Raw genomic sequence first — 23,406 nt, 5'->3', positions numbered from 1 at the left:
ATGCTTTTCAAGATATCATTTTGATACAATTTTACGCCTTGCGGTTTACAATAAAAGAGTAAATAGCGATACAGATAATCGCTCCTAGCAACGCTGAGATAATTGGAAAACCGCCGATGACTGGTCCTAAAGAAGGCAACAAGAGTGATGCTACCCAACTTCCTAAAAAGCCCACGATAATATTTCCAATAATGCCACCTGGCACGTCTTTTCCTAAAATTGCGCCAGCAATTGCGCCAATAATTCCTCCGACAATTAATGCCCATAGAAAGCTAAACATTTGAAAAACCTACCTTTCATAGTTGATTTTTTTAGTTAATTTTCCTACTTTAAGGATAAAACAGAAAGCAGACTTTTTCAAAAGATAGGACTTTTCAGAAGTCAATTTATTCTTCTACATAAGCTAAACGATAGGATACTGTGCGACCAAAAGAAAATACTTCCAAACCTTGTAAGCGATCTGATTTCAAGTAACCAATGGCTCCTTGGAATAAGGGTAAAACACCGGCATCTTTTTCAATTAATGTTTTTTCTAAACTTAGTAATTCATTCCAGCGTTTTTCAGGTTCATTGGCGTAATCTTTTCTAACTTTTTGGAGACCCGCATCATACGCTGAATCGTTATAACCAGAAGTATTTAAGCCACTTTTTGAGTCATAAAATTCTAAAAAATTAATGGGATCAGCATAGTCAGGTGTCCATGTTCCAAAGGCTAAATCGTAATTACCTGCTGTTTGTAAATCCAAACGATTTTGCAAAGGCAGTGATTTTAATTTGATTGTTAAACCTGGTAAATTTTGTTGCAATTGCCCTTGAACAAATTCAATGGTTTTCTTGGCAATCGCTGAGTCCGCTGAGATTAGTTCCAATTCAATTTTATCTTTGCCCAACTCTTCTTTCGCTTTGTTCCAGTTAGCTTGGGCTTCTTTAATATTATATGGCAATAAATCACCATTTTCTTTACGGAAATCTTCACCTGTGTCTGGATTTTTTGCAAAATTAGCTGGTACAAAACCATTTAAAGCTGTCGAGCCATCTCCTAAAATTTCTTTTGCAAAAGTTTCTTTGTCAATCGCTTGTAAAAAAGCTTTTCGAACATGCTCGTTGCCGGTAATTTCACGGCGATGATTTGGGCTTAAATAACCCACCATGGCTTTAGGCACAAAATGCGCTTGTTTTGACTCTTTATACTGAAGTGCATAAGTATCTGCTAAAACAGTGTAATCTAAGTCGCCATTATCAAAAAGATTGGCTCCTGTGCCAATTTCTTTCACTACTTGAACATCAATTTCATTCAATTTTACGTGTTCTTTATCCCAATAATGATCATTCTTCTTCAATTTCCAAGTTTCGGAATTGCCATCCCAACCTGAAATTACAAACGGTCCATTGCCAACAAAATTATCTGCAGAAGTCCCATAGGCAGTACCTTTTTCTTTGGCAAAGGCTTCATTTTTAGGCATAAAAGGTGTTCCAACTAAGACTTGGGCTAAATAAGGAATTGGATTTTCTAATGTTAGTTCTAGTGTCTGGTCATCGATTGCTTTGACACCAAATTCTTCCATCGTGGCTTGTCCTTCCCGCACCGCACGCCCATTTTTAAAAATATCCATTTGATTACTGCTACTTGAACCATATGCTGGATCGACCACGTTTCTAAACGCAACTACAAAATCCCCTGCTTTAACTGGATCCCCGTTTGTCCATTTTGCTTCTCGTAACTTGAATGTATAGACTAACCCGTCTTCACTAACTTGTGGCTCTGCTTTCGCCATAGCTAGCTCAGGATCTCCGTTTTTATCTTGTCGATACAAGCCTTCAACTACTTGACCAATCATATCGGAACTATAGACATCTGTATAATGAGCGCTGTCTAATGTCGAGAGTTCACCACCAGATGCGACGTTAATTTTCTGTGTAGCTGGTTCGTTTGAGGTCGTTTTCGAACCGCCACTTCCACATGCTGCTAAAACCAAGCCCAGTGCAACAAGTCCGATTAACCACTTTTTCTGTTTCATACCAAAACTCCTCCTTCTGTTCAAACAACTTACCTACATTTTACATGATTTTCCATACATTTGTCCTTTTTCAGCACTTACTTTTTGAAAGAAAAATATTTTTTTAATAATAAGAGTTGACAGATATTTTTTCTGATGGTACAGTATTGAAAAACAGAGAACAGAAGAGTAACTGTTTCCTTTAGTGAAGAGAGTCTTTGGTTGGTGGAAAAAGACGTAAAGAAACAGCGAACCACATCTGGGAGTTGACTTTTTGAACCCTTAGTAGGAAAGTCCGGGACCACTCGTTAACAGGCGAAGTTATGAACTTCATAAGGTTCGTGTTGCGAAACACGAATAAACTAAGGTGGAACCACGATAATTGATTATTCGTCCTTTGGCTAGTCAGCCAAAGGACTTTTTTGTTTTTTAGATGCGCTTTTCAAACTGAGAGAATGCCTCAACCGCTCCTGTCTGTTGTCCCCTTTTCTATATGCTCAATGGGATACTCTAGAAAAGCAACAGGTTTTCTGTTCCGTTCGAACAATTTCATACTTACAATCAAGGCTTAGGACATAGTAATTTAGCTCTTCCTTTACAGAGACTTTTTCATTGGCTGAAAGAAAAAGATGGATTCTTCTTTACTCACACCTAAAAGATGTTTTTCTGAATCCTTTAGTAAGAAAAACCGGTGACTCTATCGTTAACAGAGAGTAGTTGTCAACGCAACTACATAAGGCTTATCTTGTGAAAGATAAGTAAATTGAGGTGGCACCACGAATGCGATTCGTCCTCTTGGCTCACAGCCAAGAGGCTTTTTTGTTTTTTTAATAAAAATTGTTGGAGGAAAAAATGATGGATTATATTTTAGAAATTTTACCTGCTTTAGTTAGCGGAGCTGGCATGACACTGAAAGTCTTTTTCTTTACGCTCCTTGGCTCGATTCCACTGGGGATCATCATTGCCTTTATTTTACAAAGTTCGTTTAAACCTTTACGTTACTTAATTAACCTCTACATTTGGTTAATGCGCGGCACTCCGCTATTGTTACAATTAATTTTTGTTTTTTACGGCTTACCATTAATTGGTATTGTCTTTGAACGTTACGATGCGGCCTTATTCGCATTTATTTTAAATTATGCTGCGTACTTTGCTGAAATTTTCCGCGGGGGGATTCAAGCAATTCCCCAAGGTCAATATGAAGCTGCTAAGGTTTTACGTTTAACACGTTTTCAAACAGTCACGCGGATTATTTTGCCACAAGTTGTTAAAATCGTGCTGCCTTCCGTAGGAAATGAAATTATCAATTTGGTCAAGGATACTTCTCTTATTTATGTTCTTGGCTTAGGCGATCTTTTACGTGCTGGTAAAATTGCGATGAGCCGCGATGTTACATTAGTGCCATTAGCTTTAGTGGGAGTGATTTATTTACTCTTTACGGCAATTTTGACTGTTGCTTCTAAGAAAATTGAAAAATTCTATCAATATTATAAATAGGAGGACTCTACCATGTTAACTATTAAAAATTTAACCAAACATTTTGACAACCGGACCATTATTGATCACTTAAATTTAGAAATTCCAGAGGGTAAAATTTTAACGATTGTTGGTCCTTCAGGCGGCGGAAAAACCACTTTACTTCGTTGTTTGGCTGGTTTAGAAACCATTGATTCTGGTGAGCTTTTGTTGGATGGTGTTCCTTTCAATCCTGCTGAAATGGACAATGCCGATCAAGTGGTTGGGGTCGTTTTCCAGGATTTCCAACTTTTCCCTCACTTATCAGTTTTAGAAAACATTACCTTAGCACCTACATTAGTACTAAAAGAAGAAAAAGCAAAAAGTCAGCAAGAAGCTTTAGAATTACTGGAAAAATTGGGCTTGGCTGGTAAAGAAAAACTCTATCCGTACCAACTTTCCGGTGGACAAAAACAACGAGTTGCACTTGCTCGTGCCTTAGCAATGAAGCCAAAAGTTCTTGGGTACGATGAACCAACGAGCGCGCTAGATCCAGCTTTACGCCAACAAGTGGAAGAAGTTATTTTAGATTTACGGAAACAAGGCATGACACAGATTGTCGTGACCCACGATATGGCTTTCGCTGAAAAAATTGCAGACAATCTTTTGACGGTTGCCCCCGTCCAATAGAAAGGAGTTTATGATGAAAAAGAAATATTCTTTAGCCTTGCTGGTTATCTGTTGTAGTTTACTCCTATTTGCAGGTTGTGGTAAAAGAAAAAGCAACGAAGATCAATGGACACGGATTAACGAAGAAAAACGGATTATTATTGGCTTAGATGACTCCTTTGTGCCCATGGGTTTTCAAGATAAATCAGGCAAAATTGTCGGCTTTGATGTCGACTTAGCCAAAGCGGTTTTTAAACTTTATGGCATTTCCGTTGACTTCCAACCGATTGATTGGTCTATGAAAGAAACAGAATTACAAAATCAAACCATTGATCTTATTTGGAACGGCTACACTAAAACGAGCGAGCGGGCCGAAAAAGTTCAATTCACACAACCTTACATGACGAACGACCAAGTACTTGTTTCTTTAAAAGAAAAAAACATTGCAACAGCGAGCGACATGCAAGGCAAAATTTTAGGGGTTCAAAATGGCTCTTCTGGCTATGATGGCTTCGAAAGTCAGCCTGACGTTTTGAAAAAATTTGTTAAAGACCAAACACCTATTTTATATGACGGCTTTAATGAAGCTTTCTTAGATTTAAAATCTGGCCGAATTGATGGGCTCCTAATTGATCGCGTCTACGCCAACTACTATCTTTCCCACGAAGATAATTTAAAAAACTATACTATTTCTCATGTCGGCTATGACAATGAAGATTTTGCTGTGGGCGTCCGCAAATCAGACAATCAATTAGTCCAAAAAATCAATACTGCCTTTGAAACGTTACGAAAAGATGGCACCCTTAGTAAAATTTCTCAAAAATGGTTTGGAGAGGATGTTACAAATCATTAAAAGTTGACCACTAAAAAATCCTGAAACTCTCAAAATCAAGAGATTCAGGATTTTTTTATCCAATTGTTTCTTCAAATTGTTGAGTGATTCGATACGTTTTCGGTTTCTTCCCTTGAACTTGAATGTACGCTTGTTTTTCTAATGTTTCCGTTATTCGCTTAACTTTTCCGTAGGACCAGTTTTGATTTTCTTGAATCTCTTTAATCGACACACTTTCGGTGCCATTTCTAAACATATGTGCTTGAATTAATAAAAACAGAACACTGCATTCATCTTCAGGTAACTCTGAATGTTTTAACCATTGCGTGGCTCTTTTCAACTGATTAGTCCATGTTCTCAGCTCTTCTAAAATTTCCGTTTGTCCTAATAAGATAAATTCATACATCGTCTGAACAAAAAGAGTTACTTCTCCTCTATTTCTTGGATTTGTGACTTCGGAAAAAGCTTTTTCATATTTTCTCTTATTATGGATTACGGCATTGGAAACAGTCAATCCTGTCAGTGGATCCAATTTTCTAGAGAGATAGTTAGACATCAAAAAACGGCCCATCCGTCCATTCCCATCATAGAAGGGATGAATATACTCAAAATAGTAATGACTGATACAACATTTAAGTAAGCTTGGTAGTGCTGATTGATTCATAAAAAGGATAAGTTTTTCTAGATCAGCTATAATACTTTCTTCGTTGGAACTCCCCTGATGAACAACTTTGTCTTTATCACTGATATATACAACAGATTTCCTAAATAATAAACCATCTGGATAGTCTTCTTCTTGGATATCAGCTTTAAAGAGTTCATCATAGATTTCTCTAAATTGACCTAATGTTTCTATTTTTAGCATTTTATCAGTCACGATACCTTTATACATGTTTACAATGCCCTGAAATCTTTCAGTTGAATTAGCATTTAATTTGTGTAAAACTTTGCTAATATCTTTTCTTGAACTTTTAACCCCTTCAATTTCATTCGTACTTTGTATCTCTTCAATCAATTGATAAAAAAAGATATTTTTTTGTACAATTTTTGGTAATTTATGTATATATCTCATTATTTCTTGAGAATTTTTCATAATTTTTTCTTGTAATACGCTGTGTTGAAGTAAAGGAACGTAGAATAACTCATAGGTTTCTTTTGTTTTCCGTTCTTCTTTGTCAAAGGGGTGGATAAATAACTTAGTTTGTAAAGTAGAGTCAAAATTTAAACGTTCTTGATATTTCTTTTCAAAAGAATCTCTATTTTTATAAAAATCTACTTTTAGTAATTTATATGTCATTATACCCCTCTTTTCTTATTCTAAATTACAAAAAAACGTTTTTTTGTAATTTAGAATACCTTTCACTTAAATTTAACATTCAAAATTACAAAATTCAACTATTTTATAATTTTAAATTTACATAGAAAATTTAGCAAATTCTAACTTATGAAGAACTTTTATTTTTGCTACACTAGTAAAAGTCGAGAGAATTTGTCCTTTTCTGCCTAGAACAATCATTACTCTCAATAAATGAAAGGAGAAAAAAATGCCTACTAATAAAAAAGAAGGAATGCTTTTTACTACGTTAATGTGCTTTCTGATGGTTTTCGGAATGAGCACCTATAATTTATTATTGCATGAAGAGTTTTCATTGTACGCCTTATCAAAAGGTTTGCTTCCTGGATTTATCGTTGCTTTTATTTTAGACGTTTTCATCGTTGGTGTCTTAGCTAAGAAAATCGCTTTTTCTTTACCCTTTAATAAAGAAAAACGGCTATTACTTATTCTGACCATTTCGAGTCTCATGATTATCGGCATGGTGACTTGTATGTCTTTATTTGGCTTATTAATGGAAGGCCAGACGTTGTCACTAAGTGCGTATTTCCAAGCTTGGGGCCTGAACTTTATTGTTGCCCTTCCTTATCAATTGCTGATTGTCGGTCCCTTCTCACGTATGATCTTAACCAATTACCAACAACGACAAACTTAGAAAATAGATTTCTTATCTAAGTTTTAACAGTTGCCTAAAAAAAAGTTAACCTTTTTGATTTATCTTAGTGATAGTTCATTAAAGGAGGAACTGAAGTTGAAAAAATATCGTATTAGCTTATTTCTTGGCTTGATTAGTCTTTTATTATTTATGACCTCTATTTTAGTTGGATCAACATTATCTAGCGATGGACTTTTAAAAGAACCCGCCTTTTTCTGTACGCCGCTCGGTTACTTTTTTCTCTTCATTGCCTTGCTTTCAGTTATAACAATCACATGTAAAGAACATATGAATCAAAAAGGTAAAACAAAACAACCTTAAAAAGAGCCTGACGTTTTGACACGTCCGGCTCTTTTTTTAATAAAAACATGTAAACTTAATTTGCAACAATATTTACTAATTTATCTGGAACAGCAATCACTTTGCGCACTGTTTTTCCTTCAATAAATTCTTTAACAGCTTCATGGTTCATTGCAATTTGTTCTAATTCTTCTTTGCTTAACCCACGAGCGACATTTTGTTTGCCACGTAATTTTCCGTTCACTTGGAAAACTACTTCCACTTCATCTTCTACTAAGGCTGCTTCATCATAGGTTGGCCAAGGGACATAAGTTAAACTTTCCTCGTTACCTAAAATTTGCCATAGTTCTTCACCAATATGTGGCGCGATTGGCGCAAGTAATTGGACAAATCCTTCCACATATTCATAAGGTAAGGCATCCACTTTATTGGCTTCATTCACAAAAACCATTAATTGAGAAATCGCTGTATTAAAGTGCAAGTTTGCCATATCTTCTGTCACTTTTTTAACCGTTTGATGATAAACTTTCGTTAAACGGCCATCATTAATTGTGGTAATTCGGTCACGCATTTTGCCTTCTTCATCAACAATCAGACGCCAAACGCGATCTAAGAATTTACGACTTCCTTCTAATCCATTTTCATTCCAAGCAATGGAAGCATCTAATGGGCCCATGAACATTTCATAAAGACGTAATGTATCCGCACCATATTTAGCCACCACATCATCGGGATTTACAACATTGCCACGTGATTTAGACATTTTTTCGTTGTTTTCTCCTAAAATCATACCTTGGTTGTATAATTTTTGGAAAGGTTCTTTGGTAGGAACCACACCAATATCATATAAGAATTTATGCCAAAAACGAGCATAAAGTAAATGCAACACCGCATGTTCGGCACCACCAATATAGATATCAACTGGTAACCAACGTTTTAATTTTTCAAAATCAGCAATTTCATTTTTATTATGAGGATCAATGAATCGTAAGTAATACCAAGAGCTTCCAGCCCATTGTGGCATAGTATTCGTTTCACGTTTTCCCTTCATGCCAGTTTCAGGGTCGACGACATTGACCCATTCATCAATGTTTGCTAATGGCGATTCCCCAGTTCCACTTGGGCGAATATCCGATGTTACTGGTAAACGTAGAGGTAACTCAGATTCAGGAACCGTTGTGGTTGTTCCATCTTCCCAATGGATCACAGGAATTGGTTCACCCCAGTAGCGTTGACGAGAGAATAACCAGTCACGTAAACGATAAGATACTTCTTTTTTCCCTACGTGATTTTCTTCTAGCCACTCATTCATTTTAGCGATGGCTTCTGCTTTATTTAATCCATTTAAGAAATCAGAATTGATATGCGGTCCATCACCTGTATAGGCTTCTGTTGTAATGTCGCCACCTGCGATTACTGGTAGGATATCAATGCCAAATGTTTTCGCAAATTCGTAATCCCGTTCATCATGCGCTGGGACCGCCATGATTGCGCCTGTGCCATAGCTTGCTAAAACATAATCGCCAATCCAAATTGGAATTTCTTGGCCATTGACTGGATTTATAGCATACGCACCTGTGAAAACACCTGTTTTTTCTTTTGCTAAATCCGTTCTATTTAAATCAGATTTTTTTGAGGTTTCTTCAATATATGCTTCTACAGATGCTGTTTGTTCAGGTGTCGTAATTTTTTTCACTAGTTCTAGTTCAGGAGCTAGAACAGTATAGGTTGCACCAAACAAGGTATCAGGACGGGTTGTAAACACCGTGAAACTTTCTTCTGTGCCAGCGACTTTAAAGGTCACATTGGCTCCTTCAGAACGTCCAATCCAATTTCGTTGCATATCTTTAATACTTTCTGGCCAATCAACAAGCTCTAAATCTTCTAATAAGCGATCTGCATAAGCAGTAATTTTCAACATCCATTGACGCATTGGTCGGCGAACCACATCATAACCGCCACGTTCACTTTTTCCATCAATGACTTCTTCATTTGAAATAACAGTTCCTAGTTCAGGTACCCAGTTAACCGCAACTTCTGCTTCATAAGCTAACCCTTTTTCATATAATTTTGTAAATATCCATTGTGTCCATTTGTAATATTCAGGATCAGTGGTATTAATTTCACGATTCCAATCATAGCTGAATCCTAGTGAATTAATTTGGCGACGGAATGTTTCGATATTTTTCTTAGTAAATTCAGCTGGGTCATTTCCTGTATCTAACGCATATTGCTCTGCTGGCAAACCAAACGCATCCCAGCCCATTGGATGCAACACATTATAGCCTTGCGCACGTTTCATACGTGAAAGAATATCGGTTGCTGTATAGCCTTCCGGGTGACCTACGTGTAAGCCTTGTCCAGATGGATAGGGAAACATATCTAGTGCATAAAATTTTTCTTTATTTGGGTCGTCCAATGTATTGAAACAATTGTTCTTAGCCCAATATTTTTGCCATTTTTTCTCAATCTCTTTGTGATTGTAGCTCATGTTATTCCTCCTAGTAATATAAAATTTTTCATTCTTAAAATTTGCCACCTGCAGCCATTGTCACTATTCTGACTTAAACTAGCCACTTAGTGATAAAAAAAAGTCCTATAGGAAAAATCCCTATAGGACGTGAACATACAAATGCAACGTGGTACCACCTAAATTCGTCAAAGAAACGGTCAGTCACCGTCACCTTAACCTCAAACGTCTTAACGGTCGTCACCGACTTTTCCTACTTGGTTTGTTCAAAAAAGTAACTTAAAGGCGAGTTCAAAAGCTTCTGTACGTATTTCCACCAGCCATACGCTCTCTATCACATGGTTCTTTCTACTATTCCTTCTCATTGTTTTTTTCTATTATAAGACTCATGTTACCAAAGATAGCTATTTTTTTCAATCTTAAATTAACCAACTTTTAAAGTTTGACCAATATAAATTGTATCCCCGCTTAAGCCATTTAATTGTTTGATTTTTTGGATGCTGATTCCGTATTGCATTGATAAGCCCCAAAGTGAATCACCGCTTTTAACTGTATGGCGTTTGCCTGATGCACTATTTGTTGAAGAAGCATTGCCACCTGCAGAAGCGCCTTTTTTCACGATGATTGTTTGACCAGCAAAAATTAAATCGCCTTTGATCCCGTTCCATGAACGTAGATTAGCAACACTCACGCCAAACTGTGCAGAAATTTTATTCAGCGTATCACCTGATTTAATCGTGTAGGATGTTGTCGCACCGCCACCATTATTCGTAGGCTTGTTCGTATTCGTTGAACCTGAGTTGGCGCCTTTTTTCACGATAATCTTTTGACCAGCAAAAATCAAACTACCGCTGATGTTATTCCAGGCTTGTAAGTTAGCCACACTAACACCGAATTGTGCAGAAATTTTGTTCAAGGTATCGCCTGATTTAATCGTGTAGTACGTATTCGTTCCTGATTGATTATTGTTAGAACCACCATTGCTTGAGCCACCGGTGTTACCTGAAGTACCTTTTTTCACAATAATTTTTTGACCAGCGAAGATTAAATCGCCAGAGATGCCGTTCCATGAGCGTAAATTAGCAACACTCACGCCATATTGGGCGGCAATTTTGTTCAAGGTATCTCCTGATTTAATTGTGTAATACGTATTCGTTCCTGATTGATTATTGTTAGAGCCACCGTTGTTTGAGCCACCAGTGTTACCTGAAGTACCTTTTTTCACGATGAGTTTTTGACCAACGAAAATTAAATCGCCAGAGATGCCGTTCCATGAGCGTAAATTAGCAACGCTCACACCATATTGCGCGGCAATTTTATTCAAGGTATCTCCTGATTTTACAGTATAGTACGTGTTCGTTCCTGATTGATTATTGTTAGAACCACCGTTGCCTGAGCCACCAGTATTACCTGAAGCACCTTTTTTCACGATGAGCTTTTGACCAACGAAAATTAAATCGCCAGAGATGCCGTTCCATGAGCGTAAATTAGCAACGCTCACACCATATTGCGCGGCAATTTTATTCAAGGTATCTCCTGATTTTACAGTATAGTACGTGTTCGTTCCTGATTGATTGTTAGAGCCGCCTGTTCCTGGATTAACTGTTCCGCCCCCAGTATTTCCACCAGAAGATGGTGTATCATATTGAGTTAAGTTATATGCGGTAATGACATTATTTAATTTAGCATTGTAGCTAGGATCTGTCGCATAACGACCTGTTAACCAAGCAGTTGCATCGCGGTACGAGCTTGTATTGCTTTTCCAAGCCCCAGCATAATAGTAAACGCCCGCTTGGAAAGAAGTTGTTTTTAGCACGTGCGCATTATCTTGGAATGATTCCATATAAGAAGGATATTTACGGAAAGGTTCTTTTTTCACTAACCATTTGCCGTTTAAATATTCCCATGTATCCATATAGACAGATTGTCCATTGTAGCTGCCTTTAATCCCAAATAAGTTATAGTTTGGTGCCTTAGATAACGTACTTGCCCCCCAACCACTTTCAACGATTGCTTGAGCCATCATCACTGATGCATATAAATCATTGGCTTGCGCAATAGGTTGTGCACAACGAGCTAACTCGGCAATAAATTCTGAAGGACTTTGCGTCGGTGATAACGCTGAAAAAGTTTGCGCAGAAGCTACTCTAGCTTCTGGTACTTTTACTTCATCATCGGGTGTAACCGCAGGCGCTGCTTCAGACTCGGTTGTTGAAGGAGCTACTGGCGTGATTTCTGCTACTGAAGAATCAGTCGTTCCTGATTCCACAGGTGTAGTTGAATCAACTGTTGGTTGCTCGGTACTTGGTGTTGTTGGTGTTTCTTTTGATGATTCAGTTGTCGATTCAGTCGTTGTTGACGAATCCGTTGTCGGTTGTTCCGTAGTTCCTGGCGTAGTTTCTGTTGTTGGTGTCTCTACTAAGCCAGTTTCCGTAGTAGGTACTTGGGCAACTTCCGCATTTGTTGGCTGCTCTTCTGTTGCCTCAGCAGTCACTGGTAGTAACGCAACGGGCGTTCCTACAGATGAAACAATTAACGCCGAGCTGAATAAAGTAGTGCTCTTCTTCCATTGTACTGGCGTTTTCTTTCTTTGTTGTGCTTTCCTTCTTTCGATACGTGACATTGATTCTTTCTTCATTGATACGTCCCCAACTTTCCTTTTTTAACTTATATGTAAATGTAATTTTTTAGTTTTGTTATTATAACAAGTATACCTTTTTTTCTGGCGAATTAAAAACACTTCAACAAAATTTCATATTACTGTAACTAGATTGTAAAGAAGTAATGTTTTTTAACACGGATTTACTCTCTTGTTACCACTCGGAAAAAAACTGCGACTTTAGTTGTAGACGCTTCTTTACCTTAGTCTGATTTTTTTAATTTCTCTTGTTATTCGCCCAAAAAGAAATTATAGTTTAAGATGAGAAATGAATCGTGTAGAAAGAGGGAGCGGAATGAATAAAGAACATTTTATTATTGAGCTGAAAATTTATTTAAAAGCATTAAATCCAAAAGATCAAGCTATTATTCTTGCGAAATACAAGGCGTTATTTGATGCTCGTGTTGCGGAAGGCGAAACAGAAGAACAAGTGGCAAAATCATTGGGGAAACCACGGGTTATCGCAGAAGAAATTTTAAAAGAACAAGGCATTGAATTGACGGAACGAAAAATTGAAAATAATGGCTGGCAAGAAATTCCAGCGGCTACACCTGCTTATGATCATCCCTATGAAGAAGAATCTGAATTTTACTATGATAATGATTCTCCATACTATCAACGACCACAGCATCGGCCGCTAACCCGATTTTTCCAAGTGCTTGGTATTTTCTGTTTAAATTTTTTCTTCATGTTTTGGGTTATTTTAGGGATTGCCTTAATGTACGTCGGTTGTGGCATTGCCGGAGCTGCAACTTTATTTTCACCAATTTATGGTATTTATAGTGTTATTACCCAAGCAAATGCCGCTTCCTTTTTCCAATTATCTATGAGTCTCTTTTTATTTGGTGCATCAATCATTGGTTGGTTACTGTTTCTACCAATTTTAAAATTTTCAGCACATGTCTTTAAGCGTTATTTCCAATGGAACATTGCTGTTTTACGAGGTGATATCTAATGAAAAAAACAACAGGGATTCTCTTATCCATTGCTGTCTTAGCGATGCTAATTGGTGGATCTGGCGCCGTCTATTATTACAAGCAAGCGGAAAAATCAGTCACACCGCTAAAAGAAAGTTATACACTAAAAAATAAACAAGCAGGCGAAGAACTTCACTTATCCTTAAAAGGCAAAGGCCCGTATACCATTTATAAAACTGATAGTAACAAAATGGGGTTACGATCACCGAATAATGCCTTTTATTCAAAAGCTGAAGGCACCTTAGATGTCAAAGAAGAAAAAAATAAAATAACAGCAACCATCAATACCACTCGTACACAAAACCAACCCGAGTTGTCATTTTTTAATATTGGCATTTTTAATGACCTCACACCGAACGTGAGTGTCCAGATTCCTAATAATGTGAAAAAGTTAGTGATTGATGGCTCAACCCATTCACAAGTTTCATTGAATGCTTTTAACGTAGACGAATTAACAACTAATCTACCAAATTCTTATGTTAGTCTATCGGGTGTTAAAGCCAAAAAAATGACGCTTAACTCTTCAGATGGTATCTACCTTTCAGCGGATACTTCCGCTAAAACAGCAACAGTTGAAACCACTGACGGCGATATAACGTTGGATTCAGCCTATTTCGATGAAATCAAAAATACGACTACTTCTGGTGATATTCGAGTGCAAAATGCTCGTGGAAACATCCAAGCAACAACGACAGATGGCGATATTAGCGTCTATGATTTCAAAGGAGAAGCTAACTTTTCAAGTGAAAATGGTGATTTTTCTTTAGACATGCCTGCTGTGCCTAAAAAATTAACTGTCGCTCTTGTCCATGGAGATATTTATGTAAATTCTGGAGAAATTTTGCGTAACATTTCAATCAAAGGTGAATCAAAATTAGGCGATGTTCAACTTTTAAACAAAGAGCGAACATCTTATAAGAATGGTCGTGCGGATACAGAGTTTAACCTTTCTAGCGAATTCGGCGATATTACCGTTGATACTCCTGATGATGATAATCAATAACCATGCACCATTTAAAAAAGTTCTGGCACCACAATGAGAGATTGTGGTGCCAGAACTTTTTTAATATCTGTATCCCCTCCAAATCAGGCAATGAAATTATCTTTTAATTTTTTACTCTTTTGATGGTATAATACGGATTGTTGCGATTAAATTTTGAAAGGATTTTTTATGAAAAACAAACTTTATTATCAATTTGCAGGTAGTTGTTTTCTTTTAGTATTTATGTTTTTAGGCTATGTTGTTCGTTTTTATCCAACCTGGCTCAAAGGCTTTGATCAAACGATTACTTCCTTTGTTCGTCGTCCTTTTCCACAGCTAAATAACTTTTTTATTTGGTACACCAAATTTGCCAATTCATTGACGATTATCATCTTAGCAATCGTTGTCATTGCTCTGTTTATTGTTTGGAAATATTATGCTGAAGCATTATGGCTCTTTATTAATACTGCCTTAATTGCTGGCGTAGGTAATTCTTTATTAAAATTATTCTTTATGCGCCAACGTCCTACTTTGGAGCATTTAGTAACTGAACATACGTATAGTTTTCCTAGCGGACATGCTGTAGGAAGTACCTTGTTCTACGGCACTATTTTATTGATTCTGCCAATTTTCATTAAAAATAAAACGGTCCGCCTTTGTGTGCAAATTTTACTAGGTATTGGGATTTTCATGATTGGGGTTAGTCGAATCTATTTAGGTGTTCATTTCCCTAGCGATATCTTAGGTGGTTTTTGTCTTGGTTTAGCTTGGTTGTTATTAAGTTACCCTATTTATTTAGAAAAACGCTTTGTTTGGCGATTTCAAAGCAAACAACGCTAGAAAGAAGTCTTGATTATGCAAATTTTTCCTTATTCAGATGATCCAAATAAACGCTATCACACTTGGAACTATGCACTTCGTCAACAGTTTGGTGAAAAAATTTTTAAAGTGCCAATTGATGGTGGCTTTGATTGCCCCAATCGTGATGGGACCGTTGCCAAAGGTGGTTGTACGTTCTGTAGTGTTTCTGGCTCAGGCGACATGATTGTTGCACCTAGCGATCCCCTGCCGCTTCAATTTCAAAAAGAAATCCAATTGATGCATCAAAAATGGCCAACTGTCGATCAATACATTGTTTACTTCCAAAATTTCACCAATACACATGCGCCAGTTGACGTTATTCGTCATCGGTTTGAACAAGTAGTCAATGAAAAAGGCGTCGTTGGTTTATCCATTGGTACCCGTCCTGATTGTTTGCCTGATGAGGTAGTGAACTATTTAGCCGAATTAAATGAACGCTTTTATTTATGGGTAGAGTTGGGTTTGCAAACCACGTTTGAGGAAACTAGCGCTGCCATTAATCGTGCTCATGATTATCAAACATATCTAGATGGTGTAGCTAAATTACGGAAACACGGGATTCGGGTCTGTACACATTTAATTAACGGGCTACCTGGGGAAACACCTGCCATGATGCGCGAAAATGTGCGGCGAACTATTCAGGATTCAGATATCCAAGGGATTAAACTGCACTTACTTCATTTAATGACAAATACCAAAATGATGCGGGATTATAATGAAGGACGCTTACAATTGATGAGCAAAGAAGCCTATGTTTCAGTGATTTGTGATCAGTTAGAAATGATTCCACCCGAAATTGTTATTCATCGCTTGACAGGCGATGCTCCCTTTGAAACAATTATCGGACCGATGTGGAGCTTGAAAAAATGGGAAGTTCTCAATGCGATTGATGCGGAAATGAAACGCCGCAACAGTTATCAAGGAAAATATACTGTCATTTCAGGAAAGGAAGTTTTCAATTAATGCTACAAACAGCCCTACATTTTAGTCACCAACTTTTAAAAGAAGTGGTGGAACCTGGCGACTTCGTCATTGATGCAACAATGGGAAATGGTCATGATACAGCATTCTTAGCAGAGCTGGTTGGCCCTTCTGGTGAAGTTTTCGCCTTTGATATCCAAAAAGAAGCGTTGATCAATACAGAACAAAAGTTAACAGAACTTAATTTACTCCCACAAACTACGTTATTTCCATTAGGACATGAACATCTTCATGCTGTCCTAGATGAAGAAACAGAAATCACTGCCGCTATTTTTAACTTAGGCTATTTACCTAAAAGTAATAAGGAAATTATTACAAAACCCGCTACGACTAAACAGGCGTTAGATGGGTTACTGCCTCATTTGGTAAAAGGAAGTCGCATTATTTTAGTCGTTTATTATGGCCACGAAGGTGGTTCAGAGGAACTTGATTTGGTCACGAATTACACGCAAGCCTTACCACAAGATGTTTATAGTGTCTTACGTTATGAGTTTATCAATCAAAAAAATCAGCCACCTGTTCTTTTCTGTATTGAAAAGAAATAAGAGAACATGGTCGGATTGTCTCCAGCAATCCGATCATGTTCTCTTTTATTTGTTTTCTTACTCTGTCAATTCACCATCACGAATACGAACCACTCGATCACAGTATTTCAACAAACGCTCATCATGTGTCACCATGATAATCCCTTTATCTTTCTCTTTGGCCTCTTTCGCTAGTAATTGGACAACATCAAATGCCTTTTCTGTATCTAAACTAGCCGTTGGTTCATCTGCCAAAATTACGTCTGGCTCATGATACAATGCACACGCAATGGCTACCCGTTGTCTTTCCCCACCAGAGAGATCACGAGGATAACTATTTCGTAATTCTTTTAAACCCAACGTCTCTAACAATTGCTCTTTTAATTCACTATTTTTACGTGACTTATCAACTTTTTCAATTAAGTGAAATTGATCTTCCACTGTTAAAAATGGCACCAAATTAGAGCTTTGTAAAATAAAGCCGATTTTTTGAAAACGTTGCGCCAAACGTTGTTTTTTCGTTAACTTATTTAGTGATTGCCCGCCAACAATGACTTCACCACTTGTCGGTGCCTGTAAACCAGCTGCAATCGTTAAAAAGGTACTTTTACCAGAACCAGAAGGACCAATTACTGCGACAAATTCACCTGGTTGAACCGCAAAAGATAATTCTTTTAACGCGATCACTTCTGTATGTTTTTCACCATATTTTTTATAAATATTTTTCATTTCTAAAACATTTGCCATGTCTCTAACCTCCAATCGCGATTAACGGATCAATTTTAGCAATCGTTCGAATTGAAAATGCCCCGCCAATTAATGCAGATAAAATCAATAGTACACTAAACAAAATCATGCGTGGTCCATTAGTTGCATAAGGCATCGCTTCTGGTAAAAAGAGCACGGTAATTCCCGTTAAAGCAAGACCAATCGCCACTCCTAGAACAGCCAATAAAGCGGTTTGTAGCATGACTGCCTTTGCTAAGAAACTAGTCGGCACCCCTTGAACTTTTAAGACACCGAACATTGCTGTTTTCTGTAAAGTCATCACAAAGATAAAAATACCGATAATGAACGCTGCAATCACAATCAAGAAATAAATCATGCCATCCAAGGTCAAGTTTTGAGCGCTGTATCCTGGTAGTTTTTCAATAAAATCTGAAATTGAAAGAACTTGGCTGTCTTTATTAGTCGTTTTAACTTCCGCGTTGTCCTTGCTGCGAACAATGAAACCATTAACCATTTTGGCCATTGCTGGATTGTCACCATATTTAATTGACCGCCAAGTATCCAGAGAAGTGTAAATAACTGGCACAATGTTATAGCTACTTTTAGAAATAAAGCCGACAATTTCTAATTGCTCATCATATTTCCCTGCAGTTAATTTGTCGCCAATTTTAAATCCTTGATTTTTCAATGTTTCTGAAGCAATCACTTGATTTTTATCAGTAAATGCGTTTCCTTCAATCACTTTTGGCATTAAAAAACTTTCTTTTTCAATTCCAAATAAGCTAACATTCGTTAATTCAGCCTTTTTGTCATCTGCTGGGCGGATGGCTAAAGATTGTTGACCAATCGGTGCAATTCTGCCTCCTGAAATCGTTTCTTTCACGTTTTCATCTAACACTGATACATTTAAATTACTATTGGCCTCTTTTGATAAAACCACTTGATTCGCTTGCCATTGATCTACGGCTAAACGATTTCCTTGAGCTAAACCGTTCGCTAAACCTGACAAAATAAAAATTAACCAAGCAATCAAGACCATTACTAAGACTACAAGGACGTACCGTCCTTTTGAATACTTCATTTCATTAAATCCTAAAAACATGAATGGTTCACCTCTTTCTTCTTTTCGAAACAAACTATATCACTTATCAATCGATAAATCAATAATTATTTATCGATTGATAAGTGAATTTTACAAAAAAATAGAGAAGTCTGTTTTTCAACAGGGCTTCTCTATTTTTTATTTGTGACTTTTCAGAACGCCATATAGCATAAATTGAATGAATTTTTTGACATCGTCATCCACTGTTTTTCGCTGGTACGTTTTTTCAATACTTAATAATGCACTAACGTTATATAAAATAAACCGAGTTGCATCATCTACACTGATGCCCTCTTGTAAGCAATTGGTTTCAGGTTCACTTTCAAAAATAGCCGCAATATTATTGATATAGGTTTTTTTGAAAATTTGATACAGCGTACGATTGTAATCAGGGCCCATTTCTTGAAACATGTCGTTCAACATTAAGAAAAGATTAGTCGGATGTTCATCTAACAAAACTTTGATTAATTGATAAAGTTTTTCTTCTACTGATGCATTTCCAGAAACAATTGGAACTAATTCTTCCTGAACACGGGACGTTAATTCTTCAATCACAGCTAAATACAGTTCTTTTTTATTTTTAAAATGGTGATAGAGATTCGGTTGGGTAATGTTCGCTTTTAAAGCAATTTCACGAGTGGAGGTATTTTTGAACCCCTTTGTCATGAATAATTCAGAAGCGACAGACAAAATAATTTGCCGTGTACGTTCTAAATCAGCTTTGCGTTTATTTGGCTTTTCCATGGTTTTCTCGCCCCCTGCTGCTTTTTATTTTAGCATATTCTCCGGCAAGAAACGAGAGACCTTTATACAAAAAACGAAAAATATACAATCAATGTGCCTACTATTTGGAGAAGAACCGCGCAATAATACCACCGCTGCAGATGTATCAGCCAGCCTTTTTCGCCCCCAAGATAAATCAACTACTGCAGTCCATAAAAAAAACTATTAGCCAACAACCAAAAAAGCAGTGCCGATTTTGTCCATCGATTCTCTCTGAATTCCATCGATTCTCTCTGAATACACTCAGTACAAATAAAGGATTTAGCAACAAAAACGTGCGCCGTAATTGCCGTACATTCCTTATTTTTTCCATTGACATTTCTCCTTTTTCTATTTAGCATAGCAAAAAAAGAAGCAAATGAGAATGACTCATTTTGCTTCTTTTTCGACTTATTCAAAAACAAATTGATTTTTATAAAGTTCCGCATAGAATCCATCTTGTTCAACTAGTTCATGGTGGTTGCCTTCTTCAATGACTTCACCGTCTCGTAAAACAATAATCCGATCCGCATTTAGAATCGTTTTCAAACGATGGGCAATCACAAAACTGGTGCGCCCTTTAATTGCTTCGTCCATCGCTTTTTGGATTTTAGCTTCTGTTACTGTATCAACATTACTTGTTGCTTCATCCAAAATTAATAATTCTGGATTGGTAATAATCGTTCGTGCAATACTTACTAGTTGCTTTTGCCCCGTACTGAAAAGGTTATTCTCTTCCGTAATCTCAGTATCGTAGCCTTGCTCAAGATTTACAATAAATTCATGGATATTCGCTTGTTTCGCTGCTTGAACAATTTCTTCATCCGTGGCCTCTGGCTTACCAAAAGCAATATTCTCACGAATTGTTCCTGAAAATAGAACGGACTCTTGCAAAACAATGCCTACATGTGAACGCAAGCTATCTAAATCCATTTCACGAATGTCCACACCATCAAACGTCACGGCGCCTTCATTCACATCATAAAAGCGATTCATTAAATTCATAATCGTTGTTTTTCCTGAGCCTGTCGGTCCGACTAAAGCGACCATTTCACCTTTATCCACATGAATAGAAACATCTTTCAACACAGGCGTTTCTGGATTATAGCCAAAAACAACATGATTTAAAGCCACAGCTTTGTTAATCTCTTCTAATTTTTCGCCATTTTCGGGACGAATTTCATTTGGTTCATCAAACATCTCATTTAAACGACGAGCGCCTGTAACAGCTAATTGAATCATGCTATAACCTGAAGAAATTTGCATCAATGGTTGATAATATTGTTGGGAATATTGGACAAACATAACGACTAAACCTAGCGCAGCGGCACGATCAACAGAACCATTGATTGCTAACCAACCACCAAAGAAAATAACAATTGCCGTATTGACTAATGACATTCCTTGCATCATTGGGAAAAGTAATCCTGAATACACTTGACCTTTATACGTAGCTGCACGAACTTTTTCATTTTGCTCTAAAAAGCCGTCAATGGTTTCTTCTTGTAAGCCATTAGTGATAATCACACGTTGCCCACTAATTTTTTCATCCATATAGCCATTTAATTTACCCACTTCATCTTGTTGTAAATCGACATATTTGCGCGCCTTGCTAATCACAAAGACCGCAATTAAAATCGCAATCGGCGTAGAAGCAATTGTGGCCCATGCCAGTTCCACATTTTGACGGAACATCATGATTAAGACACCAACCAATAAGGCAATATTGGTTAATACTTGTAGCAACGCTTGGTTTAAACTGTTTTGGATGTTGTCTAAATCACTAGTAAAACGACTTAAAATTTCACCATCTTGATGAGAATCAAAGAAACGAATCGTCAATTTTTCTAATTTGTTAAACAAACCAATCCGCATGCGGTTTGTCGATTTCCCCACAACTTGTGTAAAGAGAATACTGTAAATGAAACTAGCGGCACTAGTTAAGACATAAAAAATGAGTAGTTTCCAAATGACAGAAACGAACGCACTTTTATCGTCTTTTCCTTGCATCACATTAACCGCATATTTCGCTAATTCCTGAATAGCTTCCCCAACGAATTGCGGCGCTTTGACTTGTAAATAAGTCGCTGCGAAAATTGCTAAGAAAATAAAGAGGAAAGAAACTTTGTAACGTTTTAAATAATGATAGAAAAATTTACTAGCTTTTATTAAATCAGTCATTAAGCTTCCTCCTTTCCTTTTTGAGTTTCGTAAATTTCTTGATACACGGGGTTCGTAGCTGCTAATTCTTCATGCGTGCCTTCCCCGACTAAACGTCCATTATCCAATACTAAAATACGATCTGCATGGACAACAGAAGAAATTTTTTGGGCAATAACGATCGTGGTAGTCTCTTTTAACTCTTTATCCAACGCTTCTCGGACTAACCGCTCCGAACGAGCATCCAACGCGCTGGTGCTATCATCTAAAATCAAAATTTTAGGCTCACCAATCACACCTCTTGTAATTGATAACCGTTGTTTTTGTCCACCAGAAAAGTTATTACTTCGTTCTTCGACGGGTGCATCATAACCTTCTGCTAATTTTTCAATAAATTCCTTGGCTTGGGCGATGCCTGAAGCCCGTTCCATGTCTGCTTCAGAAGCGTCACGTTTACCATGGCGTAGATTTTGCGCAATCGTTCCAGAGAACAGGATTGCTTTTTGCAACACAAAGGAAACTGTTTTTCGTAGACTGTGTTCGTTCACTTCTCGTAAATCGACACCACCAACTTCAATCTTTCCTTCTGTTGGATCAAACAAACGTGGAATTAATTGTGCCAATGTAGATTTACCAGCGCCAGTTGCGCCCACAATCCCAATCATTTCACCTGGCTGAATAGAGAAAGAGATGTCTTTCAAGGTATCTTCTTCATCCCCAGGATAACGGAAAGATACGTGATCAAACTCAACACTACCAATTAACTCTTGTTCTGGGACTTTTTTGTAGGTAACATCTGGTTCTGTTTCCATCACTTCTTTAATCCGCTTAATGGAAACAGCGGCACGAGAAGTCATCATCATCATCATTCCGCCGATAATAATCGCCATCATGATTTGCATTAAATAGTTCATAAAGGAAGCGACACCACCGATTAAAGTTGGATCGTCCTTGACTAAGTTACTCACAAAGAAAATCGAGCCTACAACGGCTAAGTTCGCCACCAACATAAACGCTGGAATCATCACAGCAAATAAGCTACCTACGATTAAGTTATGGGTGGTTAATTCTTCACTCACTTTTGTAAAACGTGACAATTGATTTTTTTCTTGAACAAATGATTTGACGACACGAATGCCTAACAAATTTTCTTTTGCGATACCATTAATCTTATCAATCAAGTTTTGAATAATCATGAAATGCTTGCCCATTTGCGAAAAGGACAGCATAGAAATCAAAATAACTGCGATGACAAGTGCAACAATCACCCACCATAGTTGTGGCAAGGTTAGCATCGCTAAAATAAAACTCCCGATAAATAAAAAAGGAATTCTAAAAAGTGTCTGCAACGCAATCATAATGACATTTTGAATTTGAGTAACGTCATTTGTTAAACGAACAACTAAGTTACCTGCTGAAAATTTTTCGATATTGCCAAATGAAAAGGTTTGGATTTTGCGGAAAGTTGCTTCACGAATGTCAGCACTGACACCTTGGGCAACTTTGGCAGAAAAAATTGTATTAATAACCCCTGCAACGAGTCCTAATCCTGCAATGGCAATTAATTGAATCCCTAAGTTTTTCATTTTGTCGCTATCGTCATTCATAATTGCTTCCAACACTTGTTGTAACAATTTTGGTTGCCAAAGTGCTGAGACAACCATTACGATCACCGCCAACAAGGCAATAACTACCGAGCCTTTGTATTTTTTGGCGTGTTGAATAATAAGGTCCATCTTATCCCTACTTTCTTAAAATAGTTCCCTGCTTCTTCAGTGTTGGTCTGCGAATTCTTCCCCATTACAAAAAAATCAATTTGCTCATTGACTTCACCAATTTAACACTGTAAAATAAGGCCGATTCATAATTTACCATTTTTAGTGGTAAAATACAAGCGAACAAGTTAATTTTTCACAAGTTTTTCCTATCATAAAGTGTACCTTCTTTTTGATAAACTT

Annotated in this window: 20 protein-coding genes and 3 other annotated features; of the genes, 10 read left to right on the top strand and 10 right to left on the bottom strand. The window is 37.2% G+C overall.

Features of this window, described 5'->3' with window-relative positions:
* Positions 1-31: 31 nt before the first annotated feature.
* Positions 32-280: a GlsB/YeaQ/YmgE family stress response membrane protein gene (locus IGJ20_RS02950; RefSeq protein WP_002355684.1), complete on the bottom strand. Its 249-nt coding sequence runs from the start codon at positions 278-280 to the stop codon at positions 32-34.
* 106 nt (positions 281-386) lie between these two features.
* Complete coding sequence (locus IGJ20_RS02945; RefSeq protein ID WP_014862130.1) at positions 387-2,018, bottom strand: peptide ABC transporter substrate-binding protein; 1,632 nt, start codon at positions 2,016-2,018, stop codon at positions 387-389.
* 147 nt (positions 2,019-2,165) lie between these two features.
* Positions 2,166-2,398: a binding site (T-box leader), on the top strand.
* Between the two features lie 154 nt (positions 2,399-2,552).
* Positions 2,553-2,795 (top strand) — a binding site (T-box leader).
* 54 nt (positions 2,796-2,849) lie between these two features.
* On the opposite strand from IGJ20_RS02945, the gene IGJ20_RS02940 reads away from it, so the two are divergent.
* From IGJ20_RS02940 to IGJ20_RS02930, 3 genes are read left to right on the top strand one after another with little or no spacing between them, the layout of a single operon-like run.
* Positions 2,850-3,494, top strand: coding sequence for an amino acid ABC transporter permease (locus tag IGJ20_RS02940; RefSeq protein ID WP_002383057.1), 645 nt, complete (start codon positions 2,850-2,852; stop codon positions 3,492-3,494).
* Positions 3,495-3,506: 12 nt separating this feature from the next.
* On the top strand, positions 3,507-4,142 hold the full coding sequence (locus tag IGJ20_RS02935; protein WP_002355681.1) for an amino acid ABC transporter ATP-binding protein: 636 nt from the start codon (positions 3,507-3,509) through the stop codon (positions 4,140-4,142).
* 10 nt (positions 4,143-4,152) lie between these two features.
* On the top strand, positions 4,153-4,974 hold the full coding sequence (locus tag IGJ20_RS02930; protein WP_002368082.1) for an amino acid ABC transporter substrate-binding protein: 822 nt from the start codon (positions 4,153-4,155) through the stop codon (positions 4,972-4,974).
* 55 nt (positions 4,975-5,029) lie between these two features.
* Here IGJ20_RS02930 and IGJ20_RS02925 read toward each other — a convergent pair whose 3' ends face one another.
* Positions 5,030-6,250, bottom strand: coding sequence for a Fic family protein (locus IGJ20_RS02925; RefSeq protein WP_002376018.1), 1,221 nt, complete (start codon positions 6,248-6,250; stop codon positions 5,030-5,032).
* A gap of 247 nt (positions 6,251-6,497) precedes the next feature.
* On the opposite strand from IGJ20_RS02925, the gene IGJ20_RS02920 reads away from it, so the two are divergent.
* Together IGJ20_RS02920 and IGJ20_RS02915 are read left to right on the top strand one after the other, a co-directional pair.
* The gene (locus tag IGJ20_RS02920) at positions 6,498-6,941 is read left to right on the top strand and encodes a hypothetical protein (protein WP_002379142.1); all 444 of its coding nucleotides are present in this window, start codon (positions 6,498-6,500) and stop codon (positions 6,939-6,941) included.
* Positions 6,942-7,037: 96 nt separating this feature from the next.
* Positions 7,038-7,262 carry a DUF3955 domain-containing protein gene (locus tag IGJ20_RS02915; protein WP_002390916.1) on the top strand — a complete coding sequence of 75 codons (225 nt, stop codon included), beginning with the start codon at positions 7,038-7,040 and terminating at the stop codon, positions 7,260-7,262.
* Positions 7,263-7,317: 55 nt separating this feature from the next.
* Here IGJ20_RS02915 and leuS read toward each other — a convergent pair whose 3' ends face one another.
* Together leuS and IGJ20_RS02905 are read right to left on the bottom strand one after the other, a co-directional pair.
* On the bottom strand, positions 7,318-9,732 hold the full coding sequence (gene leuS / locus IGJ20_RS02910; RefSeq protein ID WP_014862127.1) for a leucine--tRNA ligase: 2,415 nt from the start codon (positions 9,730-9,732) through the stop codon (positions 7,318-7,320).
* 120 nt (positions 9,733-9,852) lie between these two features.
* Positions 9,853-10,085, bottom strand: a binding site (T-box leader).
* 50 nt (positions 10,086-10,135) lie between these two features.
* Entirely contained in the window at positions 10,136-12,349 is a 2,214-nt protein-coding gene (locus IGJ20_RS02905; protein WP_014862126.1) for an autolysin, read from the bottom strand.
* A gap of 316 nt (positions 12,350-12,665) precedes the next feature.
* Between IGJ20_RS02905 and IGJ20_RS02900 the strand changes: the two genes are divergently transcribed.
* The 5 genes from IGJ20_RS02900 to IGJ20_RS02880 all read left to right on the top strand — a co-directional run bounded on the left by IGJ20_RS02900 (position 12,666) and on the right by IGJ20_RS02880 (position 16,716).
* Entirely contained in the window at positions 12,666-13,325 is a 660-nt protein-coding gene (locus tag IGJ20_RS02900; RefSeq protein ID WP_002381265.1) for a DUF1700 domain-containing protein, read from the top strand.
* Positions 13,325-14,350, top strand: a complete 1,026-nt coding sequence (locus tag IGJ20_RS02895; protein WP_014862125.1) for a DUF4097 family beta strand repeat-containing protein — start codon at positions 13,325-13,327, stop codon at positions 14,348-14,350. The genes IGJ20_RS02900 and IGJ20_RS02895 overlap by 1 nt, the downstream gene beginning before the upstream one ends.
* A gap of 168 nt (positions 14,351-14,518) precedes the next feature.
* A complete protein-coding gene (locus IGJ20_RS02890) occupies positions 14,519-15,169 on the top strand; it encodes a phosphatase PAP2 family protein (protein WP_002355669.1) in 651 nt (216 codons plus the stop codon).
* A gap of 15 nt (positions 15,170-15,184) precedes the next feature.
* Entirely contained in the window at positions 15,185-16,153 is a 969-nt protein-coding gene (locus tag IGJ20_RS02885) for a TIGR01212 family radical SAM protein (RefSeq protein ID WP_002355668.1), read from the top strand.
* Positions 16,153-16,716, top strand: coding sequence for a class I SAM-dependent methyltransferase (locus IGJ20_RS02880; RefSeq protein WP_002355667.1), 564 nt, complete (start codon positions 16,153-16,155; stop codon positions 16,714-16,716). Before IGJ20_RS02885 ends, IGJ20_RS02880 begins: the two co-directional genes overlap by 1 nt.
* Positions 16,717-16,773: 57 nt before the next feature.
* Here IGJ20_RS02880 and IGJ20_RS02875 read toward each other — a convergent pair whose 3' ends face one another.
* The 5 genes from IGJ20_RS02875 to erfC form a co-directional block, all read right to left on the bottom strand.
* The gene (locus IGJ20_RS02875) at positions 16,774-17,442 is read right to left on the bottom strand and encodes an ABC transporter ATP-binding protein (RefSeq protein WP_002363221.1); all 669 of its coding nucleotides are present in this window, start codon (positions 17,440-17,442) and stop codon (positions 16,774-16,776) included.
* 4 nt (positions 17,443-17,446) lie between these two features.
* Entirely contained in the window at positions 17,447-18,526 is a 1,080-nt protein-coding gene (locus IGJ20_RS02870) for an ABC transporter permease (protein WP_014862124.1), read from the bottom strand.
* 138 nt (positions 18,527-18,664) lie between these two features.
* The gene (locus IGJ20_RS02865; protein WP_014862123.1) at positions 18,665-19,270 is read right to left on the bottom strand and encodes a TetR/AcrR family transcriptional regulator; all 606 of its coding nucleotides are present in this window, start codon (positions 19,268-19,270) and stop codon (positions 18,665-18,667) included.
* A 429-nt stretch (positions 19,271-19,699) separates the two neighbouring features.
* On the bottom strand, positions 19,700-21,469 hold the full coding sequence (gene erfD, locus IGJ20_RS02860) for a multidrug ABC transporter ATP-binding protein/permease ErfD (RefSeq protein WP_002378051.1): 1,770 nt from the start codon (positions 21,467-21,469) through the stop codon (positions 19,700-19,702).
* Positions 21,469-23,184: a multidrug ABC transporter ATP-binding protein/permease ErfC gene (gene erfC / locus IGJ20_RS02855; RefSeq protein WP_002355662.1), complete on the bottom strand. Its 1,716-nt coding sequence runs from the start codon at positions 23,182-23,184 to the stop codon at positions 21,469-21,471. The genes erfD and erfC overlap by 1 nt, the downstream gene beginning before the upstream one ends.
* Positions 23,185-23,406: the final 222 nt, after the last annotated feature.

This window comes from Enterococcus sp. DIV0294 (assembly GCF_050558155.1).
Lineage (GTDB): Bacteria > Bacillota > Bacilli > Lactobacillales > Enterococcaceae > Enterococcus > Enterococcus faecalis.
This window is presented reverse-complemented; position numbering and strand designations above follow the sequence as displayed.